Source organism: Amycolatopsis pithecellobii, assembly GCF_009707865.1.
Lineage (GTDB): Bacteria > Actinomycetota > Actinomycetes > Mycobacteriales > Pseudonocardiaceae > Amycolatopsis_E > Amycolatopsis_E pithecellobii.
Window position 1 is genome coordinate 1 of record NZ_WMBA01000071.1, and the last position, 25,495, is coordinate 25,495.

Here is a 25,495-nt window from a genome sequence, read left to right on the forward strand (position 1 = left end):
GGCCTGCGCCGCCCCGCCCTCCGTCCCGGTGAGGACCCCGCCAACGCCCACCGGACAACCGACAGCCTCCGCCGCCCGGACCGCACCGGCAGCGGCGCCTACCCCGTGGTGCCCGAAAGCCGCGCGACTTCGAGCGGCGCACATCCCGTAGCGCCGGACGACCACGCCGATTCGAGTGGCGGGTATCCCGTGGTGCCGGAGGGACGCGCGGCCGTGAGCGGCGCGTATCCCGTCGTTCCCGGCACTTTCAGCGCCTTCGCCGACCAGGCCGACCAGCCCGGGCGTGCCGATTCGAGTGGCGGGTATCCCGTGGTGCCGGGCAGTTTCAGCGCTTTCGCCGACCAGGAAGCCGAAATCCCCGGCGGCGCCACCTCGGCCGATGGCCGCGCCACGGCAAGCGGCGGCTTCCGCACCGGCGAAGGACCAGCCGGCACCAAGCGCGCCGCCAGGTCCACCTCCACCGGCGAAAACCCGGTCACTTCGACCGGCGCCAACCGCACCGTCGGCGGGTCTGCCCGTGAGCGCCGGGCCACCTCGACCGGGAGCAACCGGGCCGTGGGCAGGTCCACCTCGACCGGCGGCTTCCGGATCAGCGAGAGCCGGGCCGCCTCGACGGGGATGAACCGCGCGGTCGGCAAGGCCACCTCGACCGGCGAGCAGCGCACCACAGGCGAAGGCCGTTCCACCGCCACCGAAGGCCGCTCCACGGTGACCGGCACCCACCGGGCGATGGGCAAGCTCGCCGGGCGGCGGCGGGTCGCGAAATGGCCGATCTTCGCCGGCGCCTTCGTCGTCCTGCTGATACTCGGGCTGCTGGCCTGGGGCTGGGCCAACAACGTCCTCAACAGCCGCGCCGAGGCCCAGGCCAACGCCTGCACCGACGGCAATTCCACGCTGACCGTCGTCGTTACCCCGTCCGCGCAGAAACCGCTCACCTCCGCCGCGGACCGGTGGAACCGGGCGAACACGGTCGTCCACGCGCACTGCGTGCACGTCGAAGTCCGCGCGATTCCCCCGCAGCAGGTGCTGGACGCGCTCACCGGCAAGGCCGACGTGAGCACGATCGGCGGCTTCCCGGCGGCGTGGGTTCCGGAGAACTCCTTCTGGATCAACCAGCTGGTGACCGCGAAGCCCGGCATCGTCGGCTCCCCCGCGGAGTCGGTCGCCTCGGCCGCCTCCACCGACTACCAGTTCCTCGGGCTGGCGGGCCCCACCGTGGACGAGGTGCAGACCCGCGCGGCCCAGGTGTTCCGCGACTTCCTGCACGAGCCGGCGCAGCAGGCCGACTTCAAGGCCGCCGGCCTCAGCGGCTGACGGCCGCGGCGGTCAGGCCTCGAGCCGGTCGGGATCGGGGCCGGTCCGGCCACCGTTGTCTAGTTCGTCGATGACCGCCAGGTCATCGGGCGCGAGTTCGAAGTCGAACACCTCGAAGTTCTCGCGGATACGGGACGGGGTGACCGATTTCGGGATCACCACGTTCCCGGACTGCAGGTGCCAGCGCAGCACGATCTGCGCCGGGGACTTGCCGTACTTCGCGGACAGGCCGGTGATCGCCCGGTCCGCCAGCAGCGCGCCCTGCGCGAGCGGGCTCCACGCCTCGGTCACGATGCGGTGCTCGGCGTGGAATGTCCGCAGTTCGAGCTGGGCCAGGTTCGGGTGCAGCTCGACCTGGTTGACCGCGGGCACGATGCCGGTCTCGTCGAACAGCCGGCGCAGGTGTGGGATGTGGAAGTTCGACACCCCGATCGCCCGCACCCGTCCGTCCGCGTACAGCTTTTCGAACGCACGCCACGAATCGACGTAGGCTCCGCGCTTGGGGGCGGGCCAGTGGATCAGGTACAGGTCGAGGTAGTCGAGCCCGAGCTTGGTCATGCTCTTGTCGAACGCGCGCAGCGCCGAGTCGTAGCCCTGGTCGCTGTTCCACAGTTTCGTCGTGACGAACAGTTCTTCACGCGGCAGCCCGGATGCCTTGATCGCGTCACCGACTCCGGCCTCGTTCCGGTAGATCATGGCGGTGTCGATACTGCGGTACCCGGTTTCCAGCGCGGTCTGGACCACTTTCGCCGTGTCTGCGGGCGGTACCTGGAACACGCCAAAACCGAGGCGTGGGACCGAGACACCGTTGTTGAGCGCAACTTCGGGAGTCATGGGCCGATCGTGCCACGCGCCCACGGCGGCCGCCGAACGTGGTCGGCCGGCCGGAAAAAAGCCCCGACCGCCATTACGGCGTTCGGGGCCTCCCCACTCTGTCCAATGCGCCTGAGAGGTTCACCCGGGGCGTTGGTCCGGGTTTGCACCGTCGGCGGGGTCATCGGGTTGTGGCCTTGACCCACTTTCCAGAGGCGTCTCTTCCGCGCGGTCCGGGGGCCTGAGAGGTTCCGGGGAGGATTTGCTCCTTCGGCGCCGAACCCGGGTTGGGGTCCGGTCTCTCCCGCACGGCTTCGGCGACTGCACACGCCAGCCTACCGTCAGTTAATTTCAGCCCGTGCGGCGGGCATTGCGTCGCTGGGTCAGCTCGTCCGGGACGATCGCTTCGATCTCGCCGCCGTCGGCGCGCTCGGCCGGGAACTCGTGGATAGTGCCGCTGATCTCCTGCATCGGGACCTTCACCGCGATGCCGAACACCCCTTGGCCGCCTTGCAGCAGATCGACGATCTCCTCCGGTGAGGTGCACTCGTACACCGTGGTGCCGTCCGACACCAGCGTCACCTTCGCCAGATCCGCGACGCCGCGGGCCCGCAGGTGATCGACCGCGACCCGGATGTTCTGCAGCGACACCCCGGTGTCCAGTAAACGCTTCACGATCTTGAGCGCGAGGATGTCCTTGAACGAGTACAGCCGCTGCGAACCGGAACCGTGCGCGGTCCGGATGCTGGGCGCGACCAGTTTCGTGCGGGCCCAGTAGTCGAGCTGCCGGTAGGTGATACCGGCGATCTGGCAGGCCGCGGGCCCCCGGTAACCGACCAGTTCATCAGGCAGGGACGAGTCAGGGAACAATTCGCCCTGCTCTCCGTCGACCGCCTTGATCGGCCTCTCCTCGACCACGCATGCCTCCCCTCGCCCGGCCGTGCGGCCGGTCGAAACAAGCACCGGGATCCCGGGAGCGGAACCCCTGCCGGTGAAACCGCATCGATGTGTTCTTGCAGAGGGAGAATCACACCTTGGCGATTTACCGCCTTCGACGGTATGCGTGCGGGCCCCACCGGTCAACGCGACGCGCGGAACGCCCCCACACCAACTCACCACGACAGCCCGGCAGAATCCGATACCAACGCAACCGCAGCGGCCCAGCGAGCCGACTCACCAACGCAACCACAACGGGGGTCCAGGGGGCTCGCCCCCGGCGGGGGTTTGGGGGTTCGACCCCCAAAAGACACAGGTAAGGCGCCCTGGGGCTCGCGCTTTCCGCGAGCACACCTCACCCGAAACCGGGCGCCTTATGTATCTGCGCCGCGGAAGTCTTCCGGGGACACGGAGTCGAGGAACTCGCGGAACTTCTCCACTTCGTCTTCCTGCTCGTCCGGGATGATCAGCCCGGCCTCTTCGAGCACGGAGTCGACGGCGTGGATCGGCACCCCGACCCGCAGGGCCAGTGCCACCGAGTCGCTCGGCCGCGCGGAGACCCGGATATCGCCGTCGAACACCAACTCCGCGAAGAACGTGCCTTCGCGCAGGTCGGTGATCACGACCTGTTCCAGTTCGCGGCCCAGCGCCCCGATGACCTCCTTGAGCAGGTCATGAGTCAGCGGCCGGGCCGGGCGCACGCCCTGTTGCTCCAGCGCGATGGCGGTGGCCTCGACGGATCCGATCCAGATCGGGAGGTACCGCTCGCCCTCCGTCTCCCGCAGCAGCAAGATCGGCTGATTCGCGGGTAGCTCGACCCGCACGCCGACGACGCGCATTTCGCTCATCGGACTTCGCCTCCCTCTCCTGTGCGCGGGCTGCAACGCCGCCTCGACGATCCCGCGTCGACGATTCCGACGCTACTCGTCCGCTTGGCGCTGTGCTCGCTTGTCTCGCGTAGTGACCGGCGCGCGTTCGTTGTCCGGCAATCCATAACCAACCGTACGGCATCCGGGGCGATAGGAAGAGTCATGAAACTGTGTCAATACCGACCGTGGAGCAGCCGATGTAGCCGCCTCATCCCCCGGTCACGCCCCGGATGCCGGCTTTGACCAGCAACGTGTGCAACGTGACCGAGAGGGCCGCCAGTTCCCGGACCATCTCGTCCGCACGCGCTCTCGCATCGGCGTCGTGATGACGCGAGACCGGGGTGACGATCTGTTCGAGCAGCCCGACCTCGCGGTCGGCCGAGGCCCGGAAGGCACGCAGATGCCGTGGTTCGATGCCGAACTCGGTCATCGCCTTGACCGTGCGCGCGACCAGCACCGCGTCCGGATCGTAGAACCCGGCGGCACCGGGCCGGAGCAGCCCGTACTGCTCGAGCTCGGTCAGGACCGGCGCGTCGATACCGGCCTCGGCCAGCAACTCCTCCTGGGTGAGCCGGATTTCCCGCCCTGGCGCGAAATCCCCGGCCGCGGGCAGCCCGTCGCCGGTGTGGGCCGACAGCGCCACGAGCTTGCGCGGCAACCGCGTACCGGCCACCTCGTGCCCGTCGGCGCCGCGGTCCGCGGCGTCGAGCTGTTCCTTGATCACCTTCAAGGGCAGGTAGTGATCCCGCTGGGCGGACAGCACAAAACGCAGACGCTCGACATCCGCCGGGGAGAACTGGCGGTAGCCCGACCGCGTGCGGCCGGGCTGTACCAGTCCCTCCGACTCGAGAAACCTGATCTTGGAGATGGTCACGTCGGGGAAATCGGCGCGCAGCTGCGCCAGTACGGCCCCGATGCTCAACCCATCGCGCTGTGGCCGCCCGGCAGCCGTCACTGTGCCCCCTGGCCTCCGTGCCCCGGGCCGGTCAGGAAGACCAGGCGGAACTTGCCGATCTGCACCTCGTCACCACCGGCGAGCACGGCCTGGTCGACCGGCTCGCGGTTGACGTAGGTGCCGTTCAGGCTGCCCACGTCGATCACCACGAACTCCCCGCCCTCGCGGCGGAATTCCGCGTGGCGCCGGGAAACCGTGACGTCGTCGAGGAAGATGTCACTGTCGGGATGCCGCCCCGCGCTGGTGGTGTCGCGGTCCAGCAGGAACCGCGAGCCTGCGTTGGGGCCCCGCTTGACGACCAGCAGTGCCGAGCCGGGCGGCAGCGCGTCGATACCGGCGACCGAGGGCTCGGAGGCCGGTGGCTCGTGGCCCTCGGCGTCCGCCAGGAAGTCGGCCCGGAAAACCGAAGTCCGTTCCGGAGACTGCTCCGGGGGAACGCCGGGTCCGTCGTTCGTGCTCACCTGAGCTCTCCTCACCACTGAATTGTTCGCCTACCCAAAAACGTGTGCCGTCAACGTACCGTGTCTGCCTGGACGCAGCCCCCGCGGCCTCCCTCTGCGCAGGCGAACACTAACCAGCGGTGAGCGCCTGGTAGGCCTCGGAATCGAGAAGGGTGGCGACCGCGGCCGGGTCGCGGAGTTTGAGCTCGATGAGCCAGCCTTCGCCGTACGGGTCGCTGTTGATCAGCTCCGGGGAGTCCGCGACCGCGCTGTTGACGGCCACGACCTCACCGTCCAGCGGCGCGAACAGCTCGGACACGCTCTTGGTCGACTCGACCTCGCCGAACGACTCGCCCGCACCGACCTGCTTGCCGAGTTCGGGCAGCTCCACGAAGACGACGTCGCCGAGCTGGTCCTGTGCGTACTCGGTGATCCCCACCCGGACCGAGTCGCCGGAGGCGGTGGCCACCCACTCGTGCTCCTCGGTGTACCGCAGCTCTTCTGGAGCGGACAAGTCAGTCCCCTTTCCTGCCTGGTTTCGCTCGCGAAAGTCTTACATCCCACGCGAGCGCGCGGCACCCCGGATGGCCGAGACGGTCTGGATCACGTACAGCGCGCCCGACCACAGGTAGAGCACGCAGCCCCAGGACAGGAAGGCGTAGGCGATCGGGCGGGCCACCGCGGCGACCGTCGAGCCGCCCTGGGTGAGCAGCAGGAAGGGGAACGCGTACATCAGCACGAAGGTCGCCGCCTTGCCGACGTAGGTGACCTCCGGCGGGGCGAAACCGTTGCGGCGCAAGGCGAGGATGCAGACACCGACGACGAGCTCGCGCACCACCAGCGGCGCGAAGACCCACCACGGGATGATGTCGCGGACGAGGAACGCGACCAGGATCGCGGCGATGTAGAGCCGGTCGGCGGCGGGGTCGAGCAGCTGACCGAGGCGGCTGGTCTGGTTGAGCCAGCGGGCCAGCTTGCCGTCGAGCCAGTCGGTGAGCGCACTGAACACCAGCAGCGCGAGTGCCCAGCCGTCTTCGCGCGGCCCCAGCAGGAGCCACAGGAACACCGGGACACCCGCCAACCGCAGCAGGGACAGGATGTTCGGGGCGTTGAACGCCTGCGCCAGCAGGCTGGGCTCACCCGGGGGGCCGGCAGGACGGCTGTCGGTCGTGACTCTCTCCGGGCTGGACTCGCTCACGGACCCAACCCTAGCCGGGTCAGGTCCAGGTCAGCGCGCACACCGCGTCAGTTCATGCGGTGGTAGCTCCAGCCGCGGCGACACAGGTCGGCGGTGGTCAGTGACTGGGGGCGGCCACGGTGGTCGGTGCCGATCCAGCGGGAGTCGCCGGGTTCGAGGACGTAGGGCCGGCCGTGGCTCCAGACGACGGTGCACGGGATGGTGGGCGGGGCTTCTTGCTCGGTTTCGGTACTCATCGCTCTCAGTGCTCGGGGACGTCGGGCATGCCTTGGGGGGCACACGGGGAATGTCGGCCGTTGCGCGCGATCCGTTAGCCACTGGCGGGGAATTCACCCGCACCGGGCAAAACCCACGCACGATCCGTGACTGTCTACTGTGGACTATTGCTGGTCCGGCGAGCGAGGCAGGGCGCGGCCGGGTAGCCTTCCGCTGCCGATCGCGGAGGGGAGACCGATTTGGAGGCCGTCACGCACCGATTCCGCTGGTGTGCGGTGGGGGCAGCGCTGCTGCTGACCGCGGGATGCTCGGGCACGGACGACCCCGTCCTGCGGGCCGGCACTCCGGCGCCGGTCACCACCTCCGCGAGTACCACGGCGCCGACGCCGGCCGGCCCGGCACCCAGTTCGCCGGAGAGCCTGCCTGCCGCCTCGCCGGCTCCGTCAAGCTCCCGCCCGGCGACCTCCGGCGCGGCACCTCCGGCCGGCGCCTGCGGCATGGTCACCGCCGCGAGCGGGCTGACCCTGCAGGTGCTCGACTCCCCCGGGATCCCTTGCGCGGACGCGAAAGCGCTGGTCGGCAAGTTCCAGGCACAGCTGGCCGGCAAGCAGCCTGCCGGGTCCACCCAGCCCGCGAGCGCCACCGTGGACGGCTGGCTGTGCGTCTCCGGGCCGCCCGCCTCCCAGGGTGGCACCAGCTGCAGCCTCGATGACAAGACCGTGTTCGCCAGTGTGGCGGCCGAGTAATCCCCTCCCGGCAAGAAAACCAAGGAAAACCGACGTGTCGCGACAGTTTGTGCTTCGCTCGATCGGACCCGTGGCGGTCTGCGTGCTCACCCTCAGTGCGTGTGGCTCTCAGGCTGCGCCGCCGCCCGTGCCCGTCCAAGGTCAGGACGTCCAAGCCGTGCTCGGGGTCCCGCCTGCCCAGAACATCCAGTGCGGCACCGTGCCCGCGTCCGGCGGGGCGCAGGCCAAGGTGACGATCCGCGAAGGCGTGGTCGAATGCGCCGAGGCGGTCACCGTGCTCACGCAGTACTTCGGCCGCCTCACCGCGGCCGCCGCGGCGAGCCCGGACGGCGCCGGCCCGATCGCGATCGACCCATGGACCTGTGGCAGCGACGCGGGCTCGGTCGTCACCGCCACCTGCTCGACCGAGGACGGCCGCGAGATCGACGCCGAGCCCGCGCGCTGACGGGTCAAGCTTTCAGGCCGGGGAAGTCTTCTTCGCGGAACTCGCCGTCCGGGCGCTCGCGGGTGGCGTGTTCGGCGTGACGCAGCTCGACCCGGCGGATCTTGCCGGAGATCGTCTTGGGCAGCTGCGCGAACTCCAGCCGCCGGATTCGCTTGTAAGGCGCCAGATGTTCGCGGCAGAACGCGAGGATGCTCTCGGCGGTCGCCGCGTCCGGCGCGTGCCCGGCCGCGAGCGTCACGAACGCCTTCGGCACGGCCAGCCTGATCGGGTCCGGCGAGGGCACGACGGCGGCCTCGGCGACCGCATCGTGTTCCAGGAGCACGCTTTCCAGCTCGAACGGCGAGATCCGGTAGTCCGAGGCCTTGAACACGTCATCGGTGCGCCCGACGTAGGTGAGGTAGCCGTCCTCGTCCACCGAGCCGACGTCACCGGTGTGGTACAGACCATTCTCGAAGGCCTTCGCGGTGCGCTCTTCGTCATCGGCGTAGCCGGTCATCAGGCCGACCGGCCGGTGTGCGAGATCGAGGCAGATCTCGCCCTCGCCGCCGCGCTCCCCCGTCACCGGGTCCACGAGCACCACGGTGAAGCCCGGCAACGGGCGGCCCATCGACCCCGGCTTGACCCGCTGACCCGGCGTGTTCGCGATCTGCACGCTGCTTTCCGTCTGCCCGAACCCGTCGCGAATCGTGACGCCCCAAGCCTTCCTGACCTGTTCGATCACCTCAGGGTTGAGCGGCTCTCCCGCGCCGACGACCTTGCGCGGCGGGGTCCGCAAAGCGGTGAGATCGGCCTGGATCAGCATCCGCCACACCGTGGGCGGCGCGCAGAAACTCGTGACCCCGCACCGGTCCATCTGGGCCATCAGCGCAGCGGCGTCGAACCGGCTGTAGTTGTACAGGAACACCGTCGCCTCGGCGTTCCACGGCGCGAACACGTTGCTCCAGGCGTGTTTCGCCCAGCCTGGCGAGGAGATGTTGAGGTGGACATCGCCCGGTTCCAGCCCGATCCAGTACATTGTGGACAGATGGCCGACCGGGTACGAAACGTGCGTGTGCTGCACCAGTTTCGGCTTCGCCGTGGTCCCCGAGGTGAAGTACAGCAGCAGCGGGTCGGTCGCCGCGGTGACGCCGTCGGCGGTGAACCGCGCCGGCGCCGAGTACGCGTCGGCGAACGAAGCCCATCCCGGCGCCGGCTCGCCGACCGCGATGCGAGTGTAGTCCCCGGTGACGTCGGCGAACTTCGGCACATCCGCCGAGCGCACCACGACATGCTTCGCCGCACCCCGGTCCACCCGGTCACGCAGGTCCGCCGGGCCGAGGAGGGTCGACGCGGGAATGATCACCGCACCGAGCTTGATCGACGCCAGGATCGTCTCCCACAGCTCGACCTGGTTGCCCAGCATGAGAATCAGCCGGTCACCGCGGCGCACGCCGAGCCCGCGCAACCAGTTCGCGACCCGGTCCGACCGCTGCGCGAGCTCCGGGAAGGTCCAGCGGCCCTCGGTGCCGTCCTCTTCGACGATCCACAGGGCGTAGCGCCGCTCGTTCGCCGGGTCGCGGGCGATGACGTCGAACCAGTCGAGCGCCCAGTTGAACTCGCCCGGCTCGGGCCAGCTGAACGCGCGGTAGGCGGCCTCGTAGTCCTCGCGATGCACCAGCAGATAGTCCCTGGCCTGGCGGAAAACGTCGCCCGTCACCTTTATTCTCCCTTGAACTCCGGCTGCCGTCGCTCGAGAAACGCCTGCATCGCCTCGCCGAGATCCTTGCTCGGCAGGAACGCGGCGTTCCACGTCGATACGTACCGTAACCCCTCGGCGATGCGCCGCTGGGTGTTCACCTCGAGCACATCCTTGACCCCCTGCACGACCAGCGGCGGGTTGGCGGCGATCTCGGCGGCCAGCGCCCGCGCCGCCGCCAGCAGCGAGTCCTGATCCGGGTAGACGTCGTTGACCAGGCCGATCTTCTCGGCGCGGGCGGCGTCGATGTCCCTGCCGGTCAAGGCGAGCTCCCGCAGGTGCCCCTCGCCGATGATGCCGGAAAGCCGTTGCAGACTGCCGAGATCCGCGACGATGGCGACCTTCGTCTCGCGCACGCTGAACTTCGCGTCGGCGCTGGCGAGCCGGATGTCGGCCGCGGAGGTCACGTCGACCCCGCCGCCGATGCACCACCCCGCGATCGCGGCGACCACGGGTTTGCGGCATCCGGCCACGGCATTGACCGATTCCTGCAAAGTGCGGACTTCCTTGAGGAGCGCGGTGCGCGGGCCGGCGAGGGCGTCCCCGGCGAGCAGCGGCGCCCACATTCCCATCATCGCCGGCAGGTCGAGGCCGTAGGAGAAGCTGGCGCCGCTGCCGGTCAGCACGATCGCGTTGACCTGCGGGTCGGCGTCGAGCGCGGCGAACACCAGTGGCAGCTCACGCCAGAAGTCCGGGCCCATCGCGTTGCCCTTGCCCGGGCCGATCAGCGTCACCTCGGCGACGGTGCCGGTGCGGTCGACTTTGAGCGAAACCAGATCTTCAAGATTTGTCAGGTCTGTCATGTCTGTCATCCTTATGCATGGACATGACACGTGAGCTCCCCGGTTCGTTCACGTTCGAGGGGCACCGGCTGGCCTATACCGACTACGGCGCCGGTGACCGGGTGGTCGTGCTGACGCATGGGCTCATGTTCACCCGCCGGATGCACGCCCCGCTCGCCCGCAAGCTCGCCGCGGACGGCTACCGCGTCATCACGCTCGACCTGCTCGGGCACGGCGAATCCGACCGGCCGACCGAATCGTGGCGGTACTCGATGCCCGCGTTCGCGCTGCAGGTGCTCGCGCTGCTGGACCTGCTGGAGATCGACCGCGCGGTCGTCGGCGGTACCTCGCTCGGCGCCAACGTGACGCTGGAGGTGGCGGTCGCGGCGCCGGAGCGGATGCACGGCATGATCATCGAGATGCCGGTGCTGGACAACGCGATCGTGGCCGGGTTGCTCACGTTCGCGCCGCTGCTGTTCGCCGCGCGGTTCATCCCGGTCGGCGTGGCGGGGGTGGCTTCGGTGGCCGGGTGGGTGCCGCACGGCAACCAGTGGGTCGACGTCGTCACCGACACCCTCGAGCAGCGGCCGGCCGCGATGGCCGCGCTCCTGCACGGTGTCCTTTTCGGACGGATCGCGCCGCCGAAGGCCGTGCGGCGGCTGATCACGGTGCCGGCGCTGGTGATCGGGCATCAGCGCGACCCGATCCATCCCTTCGGGGACGCCGACACGCTGGCCGCGGATCTGCCGGACGCCGAGTTCGTCCAGGCCCGCAGCCCGGTCGAGCTGCGGACGGATCCGCAACGGCTGACCGGCATGATCACGAACTTCGTGCGGCGCCGTTACTGATCCGATCAGTAACGAACGGCGCCGTTACGCCGGCTGAGCCAGTCCCGCGACCGGGCCGATCACGGTGACCGCGGGCGGGCGCACCCCGGCTGCCTTCGCGTCCGCCTCGACACAGTCCAAAGTGGACCGGGTGATCCGCTGGGCCGCCGTGGTGCCGTCCTGCACGATGGCGACCGGGGTGTCACCGGGGCGGCCCGCCGCCAGGAGCGCGCCGGCGAACTGGCCGAGCCGTTCGACGCCCATCATCAGCACGATGGTGCCACGCAGCCTGCCGAGCGCGTCCCAGTCCACGAGCGAGGTTTCGTGTCCTGGCGGCACATGACCGGACACGACGACGACTTCGTGTGCGACCCCGCGGTGGGTCACCGGGACGTCGGCCATGGCCGGGACGGCGAAGGCGCTCGTGATCCCGGGAACGACGGTGACCGGCACGCCCGCTTCGGCGCAAGCGAGGACTTCTTCGAAGCCGCGCCCGAACACATACGGGTCCCCGCCTTTGAGCCGCACGACGAACTTGCCCGCCTTCGCGTGCTCGATCAGCGTCGCGTTGATGACGTCCTGGCTGGCGGCGCGGCCGTACGGGATCTTCGCGGCATCCACGATTTCGACGTTCGGCGGCAATTCGTCGAGCAGCTCGCGGGGCCCGAGCCGGTCTGCCACCACGACATCGGCGCGCGCGAGCAGACGGCGGCCCTTCACGGTGATGAGCTCGGGATCGCCCGGCCCGCCACCGACGAGCGCGACGCCGGGCAGCTCGCCGATCCCGGCGGCCGCGTCCGGGATCGCGCCGGTGTGCAGGGCTTCGACGATGTTGTCGCGAACGGCGGCCGAGCGCAGCGGCTCGCCGCCGGACAGCACCCCGACGACGAGCCCCTCGTGCCGGCCCACCGCGGCGGTGACCGCGGTGCCCTCGGTGCCGGCGTCGGCCCGCACGCAGAACACCCGGCGGCGTTCGGCCTCGGCACAGACCTGGGCGTTGACAGCGGGATCATCGGTGCAAGCCAGTGCGTACCAGGCGCCGTCGAGATCGCCGTCGGTGTAGCGGCGGCGAAGCCAGACCAGCTCGCCCGCGTCGGCCATCGCGCTCACCGCGGGCGTGGTGTGCGGTGAGATCAGCTCGACGGCGGCACCCGCGCCGATCAGCCGGGGCAGCCGCCGCTGGGCGACGCTGCCCCCGCCGATCAGTACGACGCGGCGGCCGGTGAGATCGAGGCCGGCGAGGTAGTGGTCTTCCGACATGGCCCCATCATGACTGGTGGGGACCGGCGGCACCTGGTCAGGGCTGCAGGAGTGTGAGCAACCCCGTGTTGCCGAACATCTGCGCGGCCTCCAGTGCCGAGGGCGCACCGGTCTCCGGGTCGGCCCCCTTGGCGACGAGCGCCTTGACGATGTCGGTGGCGTTCTTGAACACGGCGGCGGCCAAGGGGCTCTGGCCGTGCTCGGTCAGCTGGTTCGGATCGGCGCCGCGGTCGAGCAGCACCCGCACCGCCTCGGTGTTGCCGTGGTACGCGGCGAGCATGAGCAACGTGTCGCCCCGGTCGTTGGTCGCGTCGAGGGGAACGCCACCGTCGACGTAGGTGCCCAGCAACTGGGCATTTCCTTCCCTGGCCAGGACGAACGCCCGTGCCGTGGGGTTCAGCAGATCCGCATCCGATGCTTCGTCGCTCATGCTCACCACATTAGCGTGTGCCGTAGGGCAGCAGGGCCATCTCGCGGGCCGTCTTGATCGCGACCGCGACCTGCTTCTGCTGCTGCGGGGTCAGTCCGGTGACCCGGCGGGAACGGATCTTGCCGCGGTCGGAAACGAACCGCCGCAGCAGCTCGGCATCCTTCCAGTCCACTTCGGACACTCCGAGGACGTGCAGCAGGTTCCGCTTGCGTTTGAGGGGACGTCGCTCGGCCACCGTCACCAGCTCGCCTTCGACACACCGGGCAGCTCGCCGCGGTGCGCCATCTCGCGCAGCCGCACCCGGGACAGCCCGAACTTGCGGAAGTAACCGCGTGGCCGGCCATCGGCGGTGTCGCGGTTGCGCAGCCGGGTCGGGCTCGCGTCCCGTGGCAGTGCCTGCAGCGCCGACATGGCCGCGGCCCGCTCCCCGGGCGTGGACGCCGGCGAGCGGATCGTCTCCTTGAGCTCGGCCCGCCGCTCGGCGTACCGCTGGACGATCTCGCGACGCCGCCCGTTCTTGGCGATCTTCGACTTCTTCGCCATCAGCGCTCCTCCCGGAACTCGACATGCCGGCGCGCCACCGGGTCGTACTTGCGCATGACCATCCGGTCCGGATCGTTGCGGCGGTTCTTGCGCGTGACGTAGGTGTAGCCGGTCCCCGCGGTGGATCGCAGCTTGATCACCGGGCGCACGTCGTTTCTCGCCATCACAGCTTCACTCCCCTGGCTTTCAGTTCCGCGGCAACGGCTTCGATGCCGCGCTTGTCGATCGTCTTGATGCCCCGCGCCGAGACCCGCAGCCGGATCCAGCGGTTCTCGCTGGGCAACCAGAACCGGCGGCTCTGCAGGTTGGGCTCCCACCGGCGCGAGGTGCGCCGATGCGAGTGCGAGACCTGCTTGCCATAGCCCGGCCGGGTGCCGGTGACCTGGCAGACCTTGCTCACTAACCACCCCTAGTTGATATCGGTTTTCATTTTCATCTAACGTACAGCATCGTGCGAACCTTCCCGTCCGGCACCCCGCGGGTGCCCCTGACCCTGATCTGCGGCCTCGACCCGGAGGCCGGCAACCGGCTCGCGGAGCGGCTGCTGCGCCCCGGAACCGCTCTCGTGCATCACGATCTGCGCGAGGTCACCTCCGGCGTGGCCCGCCGCAGACTGCGGCTCGACGACCACGACGAAACCGTCACGCTGGAGCTGGCGCACGGCTGTGTCTCGTGCACGCTGCGCGAGGATCTGTTGCCACTGCTGCGAAAACTGGGGCGAATGTCCGAAGTGGACCGGATCGTGCTGCGGCTCGACGAGTCGATGGAGCCGGAACCGGTCAGTTGGGCGGTCCACCACGTGCTCGTCGGTGACCGGCCAGTGAGCGACGACGTCGAGATCGACGGCGTGTTCACCGTGCTGGACTGCGCGACCTGGCTGGCCGACGCGACCGGGGACGACACGCTCGCCGACCGCGACCGCCGGGCCAGCCCCGACGACGAGCGCACGGTCGCCCAGGTTGCGTTGTCCCAGGCCGAATTCGCCGACGTACTCGTGCTCGCCGGTGCCGCCGCGAACGCGTGGGACGCCGCGAGGACCAGCGCCGTGCTCGACCGGGTGGCCCCGGCCGCGCCGCGCATCGCGCTCGCCGACGCCGACCAGGCCACCTTGGCCGCCGCCGTCCGGCCCGGCGCCCGCCGGGGCGAGGTCACCGACATGCACGGCCCGCTGCTGAGCGGCGAGCCGCCGCTGCACGCCGACTGCGGGATCTCGGTGCTGCTGTTCACCGCACGGCGCCCGTTCCACCCGCAGCGTTTCCACGACGCGATCGACGTGCTGCTCGACGGGGTGGTGCGTACGCGCGGCCGTGCCTGGGTCGCCAGCCGGCCGGGTACCGCGTTGTGGATCGAGTCGGCGGGCGGCGGGCTCGGAATCGGCGACGCCGGACCGTGGCTCGACTCACCGGATGCTCCACAGTGGACAGATGTGTCGCCGGAACGCCGGACACTGGCGTCGCTGCGCTGGGACCCGGTGTTCGGCGACCGGGCACAGGAGATCGTCGTGGTCACCGACCAGGCCACGCCCGAGGAGATCGACGGTGCCCTGCGCGAAGCGCTGCTGACCGACGCCGAACTCGCCGCCGGTCAGCAGGCGTGGCTGGGCTATCCCGACCCGTTCGGCTCCTGGGTGACCGCCGACGACTGAGCCGGCCCGCCGGGGCAGCAGGCCGGAAGACTCGTCACGACACGCCTTCGAGCGCGGAACGCCGCAGCAGCGGAAGGCCGAACGTCACGAGAATCCCCGGCAGCAGCGAGAACCCGAGCAGGATCGCGGTCACCGCACTGGACGGCTGCGCGGCCGAAGCGTCCACAGTGGACACGTAACCGCCGATGGTGAGAACCAGCCCGAACAGTCCCGGCCCGAGCGCCAGCCCGAGGGTCTCCGACGCCGTCCACACCCCGGCCGCCACCCCCGCACGGGTCGCACCGGTTCGCTGCTCTTCCAGGCTGATCAAGTCGGCCAGAATCGCCAGCGGGAACACCTGGATCCCCGCATACCCGACGCCGGCCAGCGCCACGAACACCACCGACACCGCGAATGGCACCACGAGCGACGCGCACAACCCGGCGGCGCCGAGCGCGAAGGACAGGCAGGCGACCCGGAAGCCCCACAGCTTGCCCCAGCGCGCCCCGATGCGCGGCCACAACGGCATGGTCACCAGCGCCGGGCCGACGAAGCACACGAACAGCACGGTCTGCAGCGCGGCGTCGCCGAACACGTACCGCGCGGCGTAGTTCACGCCCGCGAGCAAGGTGCCCAGGCCCAGTGACTGGACAAAGTAGACACCCAGCAGCCAGCGGAACCCGCGCCACTGGCGCATGGTCGCCAGCAGCTCCCGCCAGCTCACCGTGGTCGGCCGCAGCGAGCCCACGGGCGCGCCGCGGATCCCCAGCAGCACCGCGATCATGCCCAGCAGCATGACCACCCCGATGACCACGCCCATCACGCGATAGCCGGCGAGGCCGCCGATGCCGTCGGTGATCAGCGGCGCGCCACCGCCGGAGACCAGGATCGCCAGCGCCAGGAAACCGATGCGCAGGCTGGACAGCCGCGTGCGCTCCTGCGGGTCCTCGGTGAGCTCGGCAGGCAGCGCGTTGTAGGGCACCTGGAACAGCCCGTATGCGGTGGCGCACAACAGGAAGGCGACCACCACGTATGCCGCGTCGGCGGTCCTGGAGCCGAAGCCGGGATGCGCGAAGATCGCCCCGAACAGCACCGCCAGCCCGATGCCACCGGCCAGCAGGAACCGCCGCCTGCTGCCTCGCCTGGCCAGATCGGCGTCGGACAGCCGCCCGGCGAACGGGTTGAACACGACGTCCCATGCCTTGGGCACCAGCACGATGACGCCGGCGACCGCGCCGGGCACCGCCATCGTGTCGGTCAGGTAGGGCAGCAGAAGGAGCCCGGGCACTGTGCCGAAGGGACCGGTGGTGAAGGACCCGAGGGAGTACCCGAACCTCGTGGAAGCCGGAAGTGCGGCCACCGAACCTCCTTCACCCGCGTACTGCGCCGATGCACCGGGGACGAATCGTGTCATCGCCGCTCACCGCGGGTGTGACCGGGGCGTCGTTTCACGAGTTCGCCGCCCCGGTCACCTTCCAGTCCGGGCCCCTCCCTTAGCTCGCCTTGCGCTCGGCGACCAACTGCAGCGCGATGTCGATGATCATGTCCTCCTGGCCGCCGACATAACGCTTCTGGCCCACCCGGTACAGGATCTCGTGCGCCGGCACGCCGTAACGCTGCTCCGCCCGCTCCGCGTGCAGCAGGAAGCTCGAGTACACCCCGGCGAAGCCCTGCACGATCGACGAGCGGTCCATCACCGGCAACCGCGTGATGTAGGGCTTCACGACGTTCTCCGCCGCGTCGAGCAGGATGTCCTTGTCCACGCCCGTTTTCACGCCGAGCCGCTCGAACACCGTGGCCAGCACCTCGGTCGGCGAGTTGCCGGCGCCGGCGCCGAGCGCGACGAGGGAACCGTCGATCTGCCGCGCCCCGGCGCGATACGCCAGTACCGAGTTGGCGACGCCGAAGCTCATGTTCTGGTGCCCGTGATAGCCGACCTGGGCCTGGTCGCCGAACTCGGCGGCGAGCGCCTCGACGCGGACGCTCGCGTCCTCCAGGATCAGCGCGCCCGCGGAGTCCACAATGTACACACACTGGCAGCCGGCGTCGACCATGATCCGGCCCTGCTTGGCCAGCGCCTCCGGCGTGGACATGTGCGACAGCATCAGGAAACCGACGGTCTCCAGGCCGAGTTTGCGTGCCTCGGTGAAGTGCTGGATCGAAATGTCGGCCTCGGTGCAGTGGGTCGCGATCCGCACCGCACCCGCACCGAGATCGGCGGCGGCCTTCATGTCCGTCACCGTGCCGAGGCCCGGCAGCAGCAGCACGGCGATCTTCGCCTGCTTCGCCTCGTCCACCGCGGCGGCGATCAGCTTGCGCTCGTCCACGAGCGAGAACCCGTAGTTGAACGTCGAGCCGCCGAGCCCGTCGCCGTGGGTCACCTCGATCAGCGACACCCCCGCGGAGTCCAGCGCCCGCACGGTGTCGCGCACGTTCTCCTCAGTGAACTGGTGCGCCATGGCGTGGCTGCCGTCGCGCAGGCTCGTGTCGACGATCCGGACCTCGCGTTCCACCTGGTCCCACGTCATGCGATCGCCTCCAGCTTCCGTTGCGCGAGCAGCTCGCCGGCCTTCGCCGCGGCGGCCGTCATGATGTCCAGGTTCCCGGCATACGGCGGCAGGTAGTCGCCGTTGCCCGCGACCTCGAGGAACACCGCCACCCGCGCCTGTCCGTTCCAGCCGGGCCGCGGCTCGTCGAACTGCGGCGCCGCCTTGAGCGTGTAACCGGGCACGTACTCCTGCACGGTCTTGACCATCCGCTCGATCGACGTGGTGATCGCGTCACGGTCGGCGTCGGGGTCGATGGCGCAGAACACCGTGTCCCGCATGATCATCGGCGGGTCGACGGGGTTGATGATGATGATCGCCTTGCCTCGCGCGGCGCCGCCGACCGCTTCGATCGCGTGCGCGGTGGTCTCGGTGAACTCGTCGATGTTCGCGCGCGTGCCGGGGCCCGCCGAACGCGACGAGATCGACGCGACGATCTCCGCGTAGGGCACCGGCGTCACCTGCGAAACGGCGTTCACGATGGGAATCGTGGCCTGCCCGCCGCAGGTGATCATGTTCAGATTGGGCACGTCGAGCTGCTCGGGCAGGGTGACCGCGGGACAGGTGAACGGCCCCACCGCGGCCGGGGTCAGGTCGATCGCCTGTATCCCGGCCTCGGCGTAGCGCGGCGCGTTCGCCAGATGCGCCTTCGCCGAGGTCGCTTCGAAGACCAGTTCGGGCTTTTCCGCCTGGGCGAGCAGCCAGTCCACCCCCTCCGCGGAGGTTTCCAGGCCAAGGCGGGCCGCCCGCGCGAGCCCGTCGGACGCCGGGTCCACCCCGACCATGTAGCGCACGTCAACGTATTCGCTGCGGCGGAGTTTGGCGAGCAGGTCGGTGCCGATGTTGCCCGGCCCGACGATCGCCGCGATGGCTTTCTTCATGCCTTTACCGTCCTCGTACGGTAAGGCACACTCAACCTATGTGTGCCGCTGAGCGGGACGAAGTCGCCGGACTGACCGCCTCCCGCCTGACCGCGCTGCTCGGCGCGTTCCGCCCTGGTGACGACGTCCTCGGCGTGTCGGAACTCGCCCGCCGCACCGGGATGCCGAAGTCCTCGGCGCACCGGCTGGTCGGCCACCTCGTCCAGGAAGGCTTGCTGGAACGGGAATCCGGCGCGGTGCGGCTCGGCATCCGGCTGTTCGAGATCGGGCAGCTGGCCGCCGCGCGGCGCGGGCTGGTCGACGCCGCCCGCCCGTACCTGGCGGATCTGCGCGAGGCCACCCGCAACACCGTGCACCTCGCCGTGCTCGAAGGCACCGAGGTGGTCTACTTCGACATCGTGCGCGGCCGCGACGCTCCCGCACTGCCTTCGCGCATCGGTGGGCGATTTCCTGCCCACGCCACCGCCGTTGGAAAAGCGATACTCGCGTACTCTCCCGGTCAGCTGCTGGAGACGGTAATCTCTGCGGGCCTGCCTCGCATCGGTCCGCGGACGCTCACCGCGCCCGGCCTGCTGCGCAGGCAACTGACCAAGGTGCGTGAGGAGGGCATTGCGTACGAGCGGGAGGAATCGGCCGCCGGCGTCATTTGCGTCGCGAGCCCGGTGCTCGACGGGTCGGGTCGCGCGCGTGCCGCGGTTTCGATCTCGGGGTGGAGCAACCGGGTTCGTGCCGAACGGGTGGCTCCCGCGGTCCGGACCACTGCCCTTACGCTGTCCCGCACGCTCCCTTAACAGCCAGTGCACGCGTCGTCGGCCACCATCGCCCGCGACGCGGATACTGATCAGGTTCGCGCCAGGCGAAACGGAGGACGCCCGTGATCGGCCAGACCACGCAGGTCGACGACCTGCGGCTTGTCGCGCTGCCCAGCGCTGTCAGCTGTGCCGAGATGTTCGTACGCTTCGCGCTGGCGGAGTGGAGATTGCGCGAACTGATCACCGAAGCCATCCGTATCACCCGCCATCTGGTGTCCTCCTCGGTTGATGGTTCGCCCACCGACTCCCCGCGGTTTCTCACCATCCGGTTGCGGCTGCACGGGGACGCGCTGGTGATCGAACTGGATGACGACGTCCGCGGTGAGCCGCCGGAGCTGCCGGGTGCACAGATCAACTCCGTCACCCTGCCCGGCGCGCGCCGCAACGTCTGGTCGGAACTTCCGCTGCCGACGGGTATGTCCGCGGAGGCGGTGCCGCTACCGCAGCGTGCGCGCAACCGCGCCGCCGCGACCGCGGAGTTCCCCGCCGAGCAGCCACCGGTGGATGCGGATTCCCAGATCCTGCAACGGGTCCTGTACGGGCTCAACCGCGGCAACGGCCGGTAGAGACCGTTTCGAAAGTGGTTTGCGTAGCGGTGCGGGTAGCGGAACCTCAGGCGGCCCCTCCCGCCGGGATCGCCTCCTCAGGTATGCCGACACACAGAAATAACGCTGCCGGCGCTGCCAGTTATGAAACACATCCTGGCCCCGGTCTGTCCCGTTAGGACGGTTCAGGCGAGCCCGCGGATCGCGCGGGCAGGCGGGCGGTCACCGTCGATCGCGGCCACCATCTCGAGCACGCGCCGGGTCTGGCGTACTTCGTGCACCCGGAACACGCTCGCCCCGTCGCGGGCGGCGAGCGCGGTCGCGGCGAGCGTGCCGTCCAGCCGCTCGTGCAGCGGGACGTCCAGTGTCTCCCCGACGAAGTCCTTATTGGACAGTGCCATCAGCACGGGCCAGCCGGTGTCCGCCAGCATGGCCGCGTGCCGCAGCAAGGCCAGGCTGTGCCAGGTGTTCTTGCCGAAATCGTGGGTCGGGTCGATCAGCACCCCGGCCCGCGGCACCCCCAGCGCGACAACCTGTTCGGCCCGGCGGGTGGTCTCGTCCACCACGTCGCGCACCACATCCTCGTAGCGCACGCGGAACGGGCGGGTGCGCGGCACCGCTCCCCCGGTGTGCGAGCAGACGTAGCCCGCGCCGAACTCGGCGGCCACCTCGGCGAGTTTCGGATCCGCACCGGCCCACGTGTCGTTGAGCAGATCGGCCCCGGCCTCACAGGCGAGCCTGCCGACGTCGTGGCGCCAGGTGTCGACGCTGATCACCAGGTCCGGGTGGCGGCGGCGGATCTCCGCGACGAACGGCGCCACGCGGCGGATCTCCTCGTCGACGTCGACGTCGGCGCCGGGGCCGGCTTTCACGCCGCCGACGTCGACGATGTCGGCGCCCTCGGCGACCGCGCGGTCCACCGTCGCGAGTGCCTTGTCATCGGCGAAGGAGGCGCCCTTGTCGTAGAAGGAATCGGGGGTGCGGTTGACGATCGCCATCACCAGCGCGCGATCGCGAACCAGCCGGCGGCCACGGAATTCAAGCTCGGCACGAGACACGGCCCTATCATGCCCCGGCGGTCCGGGGGGCGAAAACGGCTGTCATGGCCTAAGTTCCTCATCGAGACTCGAAGGGGGTGCGCGCGGATGGCCACTCGTCCCGCCGGACCGGCCGAAACGCTGGGCAGGGAACGCTTTCTGCAGGCGGCGCTGAATGTGCTCGTCGAGCAGGGCGTGGCCGGGCTGACCGTGCGGGGGCTGGCCGGGGCGGCAGGCAGCTCCACCATCGGTGTCTACACCCGGTTCGGTGGCCGTGCGGGCGTGCTGGACGCGTTGTACGAGCGCACTTTCGAGCTGTTGCACGACGAGCTGGCGCGGCTGCCCGCGATCTCCGGTGACGCCTTGCCGGATGTGCTCGCGTTCGGCCGGATGTACCGCGAGTTCGCGCTGGAAAGCCCGGCGCGGTACGCGTTCATGTTCGAGCGCGCGGTGCCCGGTTACGATCCGGATCCGGATCTGCGGCTGCTCGCCCAGCGCGATACTTACGACCAACTGGTGGCGCGGGTGCGCCCGGCGGTCGCCTCGGCGAGGGACGCCGAGCGGGCGGGTTATCTGCTGTGGACGACGATGCACGGGTTGGTCAGCCTGGAACTGACGAACCGGGCGCGGACCCCACCACCGGGCTGGTTTCTCAAGCCCGGCAACGATTCCTACGCCACCATCTTCGACGACGGCATCACCACAACCCTCACCGGCCTCCCCCGCGCCACCCCCGGCCAGTAACCGGAGCGCCCAGGGACTTCGGGGTACGAAAAGGCCCCCAGCTCCAACGAAATCGGAGCCAGGGGCCCTTCCGAAAGCGAGATGACCTCACCAACGCAACCACAGCCGGGGGTCCAGGGGGCTCGCCCCCTGGCGGGGTTTGGGGGTTCGACCCCCAAAAGACACCGTAAAGCCGGGGAGGGGCGAGCGCTTTCGGCGAGCACACGCCCCCAAAAAAGAACCGGCTTTACGCGCCGCCCGACAGCTTTTCGCGCAGGGCGGCCAGTTGCTCGTCGGAGGCGAGGGTGCCACCGCTGGTCTTCGTCGCGGAGTCCGCGGGCGAGGAGCTGTAGTTCTGCTCGCCACCCTCGACACCCGTCGCGGCGTCGGCGGCCGCAGCCGCGTCGGCTTCGGCGGCCTTGGCGACCTGGCGCATGTGCGCCTCGTAGCGGGCCTGCGCCTCGGCGTACTGGCGCTCCCACTCCTCCCGCTGCTTGTCGAACCCTTCCTGCCACTCGTTGGTGTCGGGGTCGAAGCCTTCGGGGTAGATGTAGTTGCCGGCGTCGTCGTACTCGGCGGCCATGCCGTACTGGGTCGGGTCGAACTCGGTCTCCGGCGTGACACCCTCGTTCGCCTGCTTCAGCGACAGCGAGATGCGGCGCCGCTCGAGGTCGATGTCGATGACCTTGACCATGACCTCGCCGCCGACCTGCACGACCTGCTCCGGGATCTCCACGTGGCGCTCGGCCAGCTCGGAGATGTGCACCAGGCCCTCGATGCCCTCCTCGACGCGCACGAACGCGCCGAACGGGACGAGCTTGGTGACCTTGCCCGGCACGATCTGGCCGATCGCGTGGGTGCGGGCGAACTGGCGCCACGGGTCTTCCTGGGTGGCCTTCAGCGACAGGGACACGCGCTCGCGGTCCATGTCCACGTCGAGCACCTCGACGGTGACCTCCTGGCCGACCTCGACGACCTCGCTCGGGTGGTCGATGTGCTTCCAGGACAGTTCCGAGACGTGCACCAGGCCGTCGACACCGCCGAGGTCCACGAAGGCACCGAAGTTGACGATCGAGGAGACGACACCCTTGCGGACCTGACCCTTGGCCAGCGCGTTGAGGAACTCGCTGCGCACCTCGGACTGCGTCTGCTCGAGGTAGGCCCGCCGCGACAGCACCACGTTGTTGCGGTTCTTGTCCAGCTCGATGATCTTGGCCTCGAGCTCGCGGCCGACGTACGGCTGCAGATCGCGCACGCGGCGCATCTCGACGAGCGAGGCCGGCAGGAAGCCGCGCAGGCCGATGTCGAGGATCAGGCCGCCCTTGACGACCTCGATGACGGTGCCCTTGACGGGCTCGTCCTTCTCCTTGAGTTCCTCGATCGTGCCCCAGGCGCGCTCGTACTGGGCGCGCTTCTTGGACAGGATCAGGCGGCCTTCCTTGTCCTCCTTCTGGAGAACGAGAGCCTCGACCTCGTCACCGACGCTGACAACCTCGCCGGGATCGACATCGTGTTTGATCGACAGCTCACGCGAGGGAATCACACCCTCGGTCTTGTACCCGATGTCGAGCAGCACCTCGTCACGATCGACCTTGACGATGGTGCCCTCAACGATATCGCCGTCGTTGAAGTACTTGATCGTCTTGTCGATCGCCGCGAGGAAGTCTTCCTCCGACCCGATGTCGTTGACTGCGACCTGCTGGGCCTTGGCCTCGGTCGTCGGGACGGTGGTGGTGTCGGTGGTCATTAGGTGGGTAGCTCCGGTAACGGCTTGGGAATAGTGGGTGTGCAGTTTGCTGGCGCGGCGAGCAGGACGACGGCAGGCTGTTCAGCAAACGTTCGGGCGAACGGCCGCAAGCAGCACCGCCGAGGTGTGCGCGACCCGGACCCCCAGCTCGAGCTGTGCCAGGGAGGAAGGTAGCGCGAACCCACTGCGCTGGATGTATCGTACGCGGCGGGCGGTACGCGGCACAAACAGGGTCACCAGTACCGCGCGCCCCGCCCGGCTGGGCCAGAATGCGACCGTGACCGCTCAGGACAGGCACGAGCGCGCCGAGCACCGGCTCGGCACCGTCGGCATCGCCCACCGCCCGGTGGACGCGGGGGAAGCCGTCGCGGCCAATCGGGCCTGGTGGGACGCTGACGCCGACGATTACCAAGCCACGCACGGGGATTTCCTCGGGGACGCCGATTTCGTCTGGTGTCCCGAGCAAGTGCGCGAGGCCGACGTCGCGCTGCTGGGCGACGTAGGGGGCCGGCGCGTCGTGGAGATCGGCTGCGGTCAAGCCTCTTGTGCGCGCTGGCTTGCCCTCGCGGGCGCGTATCCGGTGGCACTGGACCTGTCCGGTGGAATGCTTCGTCATGCACTGGACGCCAACGCGCGCACCGGAATCGATATTCCTTTGATACAGGCGAGTGCCGAAGAACTGCCGCTGGCGACCGGAAGCATGGATCTCGCGTGCTCCGCCTTCGGCGCGCTGCCGTTCGTTTCCTCGCCCGAAACGGTGTTCGCGGAGCTGCACCGGGTGCTGCGGCCCGGCGGGCGCTGGGTGTTCGCGGTGACCCATCCGATGCGCTGGATCTTTCCCGACGATCCCGGGCCGAACGGGCTGACCGCGACCCAGCCGTACTTCGATCGCACGCCCTACACCGAGATCGACGGCGAAGGGCGCGCCACCTACGTCGAGTACCACCGGACGCTCGGCGACTGGATACGGGCGCTGACCGCGGGCGGATTCGTGCTGGAAGATCTCGTCGAACCGGAGTGGCCCGAAGGGCACACGCGCGTGTGGGGACAGTGGAGTCCGTTGCGCGGCAAGCTTTTCCCGGGCACGGCGATCTTCCGCACGCGCCGGACAGGGCCGTGATCGGCGAGCGGCTGCTGGCGGCGCAGCGCGCCCGGTTCGCCGCCGCCGACCCGCTGGTGCCCGTCCCGCCGGGGCCGCCGGATGGCGAACTGCTCGCGGCGGCGACCACCGCAGGCGAACAGGTCGCGGCGGTCCTGCAGACGAAGACGTACGCGCCCGGCACGCTTGATCTGCTGTGGTCGGCACAGCGCGTGTGGCAGCTGTTCCCCTATCCCGGCAAGAGCGGGACCGAGGGTATGGACGCGCTGCTGCGCGCGTGGCGGCACCGGATGGACGCCGAGTCGCCCGGCCCGGATTCGTCCTGCACCGTCACGTGGCCGAGCCGCGACGCGGCGGCCATCCACGCGTTCCTGCGGCACGGGATGGTGCCGATCTCGGTGCTCGCGATCCGCACCGCGCCACCGCCGGCGGAGCTCCCGCGCGAGGACGTCACGGTCCGGCTCGCCACGCCCGAAGACTTCGAAGAAGTGCTTGCACTGTCGAAGGAAACCTTCGACTACACCGCGATGGTGACCTCGCACGAGCGGCCGGACGCGGTCGAGCTGATGACCCCGCAGCTGACCCGGAATCTCGCGGCCGGCGCGCCGATCTGGCTCGCCGAGGCCGGCGGGATCGCGACGTCCGTGGCGGACTGCGGCTGGGTCGATTCCGCGCCGGGCACGTGGGCGGCCGAGCTGTTGCCGCCGGGACGCTGGGGTTACGTGAACAACGTGGCGACCCGTCCCGGCGCCCGCGGCCGCGGCATCGGCCGCGCGCTGATGTCCACTGTGCACCGTGCGTTCGCCGAACGCGGCACGGTGGGCACTTACCTCTACTACAACCCGACCAACCCACTGTCCTCGGTGTTCTGGCCCCAGCAGGGTTACCGTCCATTGTGGACATTCTGGGAGGTCCAGCCGGCGTCGGCGTTGCGCTGACCACATTCGTGCCCCATGTCGTTGCACGACACCA

At 69.7% G+C, this 25,495-nt stretch carries 30 protein-coding genes, 1 pseudogene and 1 riboswitch; of the genes and pseudogenes, 10 read left to right on the forward strand and 21 right to left on the reverse strand.

The features are described from left to right. Positions 1-1,314: pseudogene (locus GKO32_RS39470) on the forward strand (substrate-binding domain-containing protein); the annotation flags it as partial. A 12-nt stretch (positions 1,315-1,326) separates the two neighbouring features. On the opposite strand, the gene GKO32_RS31860 reads toward GKO32_RS39470, so the two are convergent. From GKO32_RS31860 to GKO32_RS31895, 8 genes are all read right to left on the reverse strand, one after another. Next, the gene (locus GKO32_RS31860; protein ID WP_154760620.1) at positions 1,327-2,148 is read right to left on the reverse strand and encodes an aldo/keto reductase; all 822 of its coding nucleotides are present in this window, start codon (positions 2,146-2,148) and stop codon (positions 1,327-1,329) included. A gap of 198 nt (positions 2,149-2,346) precedes the next feature. Further along, a riboswitch (glycine riboswitch) is annotated at positions 2,347-2,444 on the reverse strand. A 34-nt stretch (positions 2,445-2,478) separates the two neighbouring features. Next, on the reverse strand, positions 2,479-3,045 hold the full coding sequence (locus tag GKO32_RS31865; RefSeq protein ID WP_312868899.1) for a MerR family transcriptional regulator: 567 nt from the start codon (positions 3,043-3,045) through the stop codon (positions 2,479-2,481). A gap of 392 nt (positions 3,046-3,437) precedes the next feature. Then, a complete protein-coding gene (locus GKO32_RS31870) occupies positions 3,438-3,911 on the reverse strand; it encodes a bifunctional nuclease family protein (RefSeq protein WP_139097318.1) in 474 nt (157 codons plus the stop codon). Positions 3,912-4,140: 229 nt separating this feature from the next. Continuing rightward, entirely contained in the window at positions 4,141-4,887 is a 747-nt protein-coding gene (gene ftsR / locus GKO32_RS31875; protein ID WP_312868901.1) for a transcriptional regulator FtsR, read from the reverse strand. Continuing rightward, the gene (gene garA / locus GKO32_RS31880) at positions 4,884-5,348 is read right to left on the reverse strand and encodes a glycogen accumulation regulator GarA (protein WP_312868902.1); all 465 of its coding nucleotides are present in this window, start codon (positions 5,346-5,348) and stop codon (positions 4,884-4,886) included. The genes ftsR and garA overlap by 4 nt, the downstream gene beginning before the upstream one ends. A gap of 109 nt (positions 5,349-5,457) precedes the next feature. Continuing rightward, on the reverse strand, positions 5,458-5,841 hold the full coding sequence (gcvH, locus tag GKO32_RS31885) for a glycine cleavage system protein GcvH (protein WP_154760621.1): 384 nt from the start codon (positions 5,839-5,841) through the stop codon (positions 5,458-5,460). A gap of 39 nt (positions 5,842-5,880) precedes the next feature. After that, positions 5,881-6,525: a cardiolipin synthase ClsA gene (gene clsA / locus GKO32_RS31890; protein WP_376766018.1), complete on the reverse strand. Its 645-nt coding sequence runs from the start codon at positions 6,523-6,525 to the stop codon at positions 5,881-5,883. Positions 6,526-6,572: 47 nt separating this feature from the next. After that, positions 6,573-6,761, reverse strand: coding sequence for a hypothetical protein (locus tag GKO32_RS31895; protein WP_154760622.1), 189 nt, complete (start codon positions 6,759-6,761; stop codon positions 6,573-6,575). 219 nt (positions 6,762-6,980) lie between these two features. On the opposite strand from GKO32_RS31895, the gene GKO32_RS39475 reads away from it, so the two are divergent. Further along, the gene (locus tag GKO32_RS39475; protein ID WP_246245029.1) at positions 6,981-7,487 is read left to right on the forward strand and encodes a hypothetical protein; all 507 of its coding nucleotides are present in this window, start codon (positions 6,981-6,983) and stop codon (positions 7,485-7,487) included. 34 nt (positions 7,488-7,521) lie between these two features. Further along, the gene (locus GKO32_RS31905; RefSeq protein WP_154760623.1) at positions 7,522-7,932 is read left to right on the forward strand and encodes a hypothetical protein; all 411 of its coding nucleotides are present in this window, start codon (positions 7,522-7,524) and stop codon (positions 7,930-7,932) included. Positions 7,933-7,936: 4 nt separating this feature from the next. On the opposite strand, the gene GKO32_RS31910 is transcribed toward GKO32_RS31905, so the two are convergent. Beyond that, complete coding sequence (locus tag GKO32_RS31910) at positions 7,937-9,628, reverse strand: AMP-binding protein (protein ID WP_312868903.1); 1,692 nt, start codon at positions 9,626-9,628, stop codon at positions 7,937-7,939. Between the two features lie 2 nt (positions 9,629-9,630). Then, positions 9,631-10,479 (reverse strand): crotonase/enoyl-CoA hydratase family protein, encoded by an 849-nt coding sequence (locus GKO32_RS31915; RefSeq protein ID WP_154760624.1) that lies wholly within the window; start codon positions 10,477-10,479, stop codon positions 9,631-9,633. Positions 10,480-10,493: 14 nt separating this feature from the next. Between GKO32_RS31915 and GKO32_RS31920 the strand changes: the two genes are divergently transcribed. Beyond that, positions 10,494-11,297 carry an alpha/beta fold hydrolase gene (locus GKO32_RS31920; protein WP_246245031.1) on the forward strand — a complete coding sequence of 268 codons (804 nt, stop codon included), beginning with the start codon at positions 10,494-10,496 and terminating at the stop codon, positions 11,295-11,297. A gap of 24 nt (positions 11,298-11,321) precedes the next feature. Here GKO32_RS31920 and cobA read toward each other — a convergent pair whose 3' ends face one another. From cobA to rpmB, 6 genes are read right to left on the reverse strand one after another with little or no spacing between them, the layout of a single operon-like run. Then, positions 11,322-12,536: a uroporphyrinogen-III C-methyltransferase gene (gene cobA / locus GKO32_RS31925; RefSeq protein WP_154760626.1), complete on the reverse strand. Its 1,215-nt coding sequence runs from the start codon at positions 12,534-12,536 to the stop codon at positions 11,322-11,324. Positions 12,537-12,573: 37 nt separating this feature from the next. After that, on the reverse strand, positions 12,574-12,966 hold the full coding sequence (locus GKO32_RS31930) for an ankyrin repeat domain-containing protein (protein WP_154760627.1): 393 nt from the start codon (positions 12,964-12,966) through the stop codon (positions 12,574-12,576). A 10-nt stretch (positions 12,967-12,976) separates the two neighbouring features. Further along, a complete protein-coding gene (rpsR, locus tag GKO32_RS31935; protein WP_376766019.1) occupies positions 12,977-13,201 on the reverse strand; it encodes a 30S ribosomal protein S18 in 225 nt (74 codons plus the stop codon). 2 nt (positions 13,202-13,203) lie between these two features. Then, positions 13,204-13,509, reverse strand: a complete 306-nt coding sequence (gene rpsN / locus GKO32_RS31940) for a 30S ribosomal protein S14 (protein ID WP_154760628.1) — start codon at positions 13,507-13,509, stop codon at positions 13,204-13,206. Then, the gene (gene rpmG, locus GKO32_RS31945) at positions 13,509-13,673 is read right to left on the reverse strand and encodes a 50S ribosomal protein L33 (RefSeq protein ID WP_154760629.1); all 165 of its coding nucleotides are present in this window, start codon (positions 13,671-13,673) and stop codon (positions 13,509-13,511) included. Before rpmG ends, rpsN begins: the two co-directional genes overlap by 1 nt. Beyond that, positions 13,673-13,909 (reverse strand): 50S ribosomal protein L28, encoded by a 237-nt coding sequence (rpmB, locus tag GKO32_RS31950; RefSeq protein ID WP_312868905.1) that lies wholly within the window; start codon positions 13,907-13,909, stop codon positions 13,673-13,675. The genes rpmG and rpmB overlap by 1 nt, the downstream gene beginning before the upstream one ends. Positions 13,910-13,960: 51 nt before the next feature. On the opposite strand from rpmB, the gene mrf reads away from it, so the two are divergent. Beyond that, positions 13,961-15,154 carry a ribosome hibernation factor-recruiting GTPase MRF gene (gene mrf, locus GKO32_RS31955; RefSeq protein WP_312868906.1) on the forward strand — a complete coding sequence of 398 codons (1,194 nt, stop codon included), beginning with the start codon at positions 13,961-13,963 and terminating at the stop codon, positions 15,152-15,154. 34 nt (positions 15,155-15,188) lie between these two features. On the opposite strand, the gene GKO32_RS31960 is transcribed toward mrf, so the two are convergent. The 3 genes from GKO32_RS31960 to GKO32_RS31970 all read right to left on the reverse strand — a co-directional run bounded on the left by GKO32_RS31960 (position 15,189) and on the right by GKO32_RS31970 (position 18,560). Continuing rightward, entirely contained in the window at positions 15,189-16,493 is a 1,305-nt protein-coding gene (locus GKO32_RS31960; RefSeq protein WP_312868907.1) for an MFS transporter, read from the reverse strand. Between the two features lie 133 nt (positions 16,494-16,626). Next, positions 16,627-17,661 carry a 4-hydroxy-2-oxovalerate aldolase gene (gene dmpG, locus GKO32_RS31965; protein ID WP_154760631.1) on the reverse strand — a complete coding sequence of 345 codons (1,035 nt, stop codon included), beginning with the start codon at positions 17,659-17,661 and terminating at the stop codon, positions 16,627-16,629. Next, a complete protein-coding gene (locus tag GKO32_RS31970) occupies positions 17,658-18,560 on the reverse strand; it encodes an acetaldehyde dehydrogenase (acetylating) (RefSeq protein WP_154760632.1) in 903 nt (300 codons plus the stop codon). Before GKO32_RS31970 ends, dmpG begins: the two co-directional genes overlap by 4 nt. A 38-nt stretch (positions 18,561-18,598) precedes the next feature. Between GKO32_RS31970 and GKO32_RS31975 the strand changes: the two genes are divergently transcribed. Continuing rightward, positions 18,599-19,351, forward strand: a complete 753-nt coding sequence (locus tag GKO32_RS31975) for an IclR family transcriptional regulator (protein ID WP_154760633.1) — start codon at positions 18,599-18,601, stop codon at positions 19,349-19,351. Positions 19,352-19,434: 83 nt separating this feature from the next. Beyond that, positions 19,435-19,938: a hypothetical protein gene (locus GKO32_RS31980; protein ID WP_312868908.1), complete on the forward strand. Its 504-nt coding sequence runs from the start codon at positions 19,435-19,437 to the stop codon at positions 19,936-19,938. Positions 19,939-20,102: 164 nt separating this feature from the next. Here GKO32_RS31980 and folP read toward each other — a convergent pair whose 3' ends face one another. After that, the gene (folP, locus tag GKO32_RS31985) at positions 20,103-20,915 is read right to left on the reverse strand and encodes a dihydropteroate synthase (RefSeq protein WP_154760654.1); all 813 of its coding nucleotides are present in this window, start codon (positions 20,913-20,915) and stop codon (positions 20,103-20,105) included. Between the two features lie 147 nt (positions 20,916-21,062). Here folP and GKO32_RS31990 point away from each other — a divergent pair, with 147 nt between their 5' ends. Beyond that, a complete protein-coding gene (locus GKO32_RS31990) occupies positions 21,063-21,698 on the forward strand; it encodes a TetR/AcrR family transcriptional regulator (RefSeq protein WP_154760634.1) in 636 nt (211 codons plus the stop codon). Between the two features lie 226 nt (positions 21,699-21,924). Here the strand turns inward: GKO32_RS31990 and rpsA are convergent, their stop codons facing one another. Continuing rightward, on the reverse strand, positions 21,925-23,424 hold the full coding sequence (rpsA, locus tag GKO32_RS31995; protein WP_154760635.1) for a 30S ribosomal protein S1: 1,500 nt from the start codon (positions 23,422-23,424) through the stop codon (positions 21,925-21,927). 277 nt (positions 23,425-23,701) lie between these two features. On the opposite strand from rpsA, the gene GKO32_RS32000 reads away from it, so the two are divergent. Further along, on the forward strand, positions 23,702-24,544 hold the full coding sequence (locus tag GKO32_RS32000; protein ID WP_312868909.1) for a class I SAM-dependent methyltransferase: 843 nt from the start codon (positions 23,702-23,704) through the stop codon (positions 24,542-24,544). Further along, positions 24,541-25,461, forward strand: coding sequence for a GNAT family N-acetyltransferase (locus GKO32_RS32005; protein WP_312868910.1), 921 nt, complete (start codon positions 24,541-24,543; stop codon positions 25,459-25,461). Before GKO32_RS32000 ends, GKO32_RS32005 begins: the two co-directional genes overlap by 4 nt. The last annotated feature ends 34 nt before the right edge of the window (positions 25,462-25,495 follow it).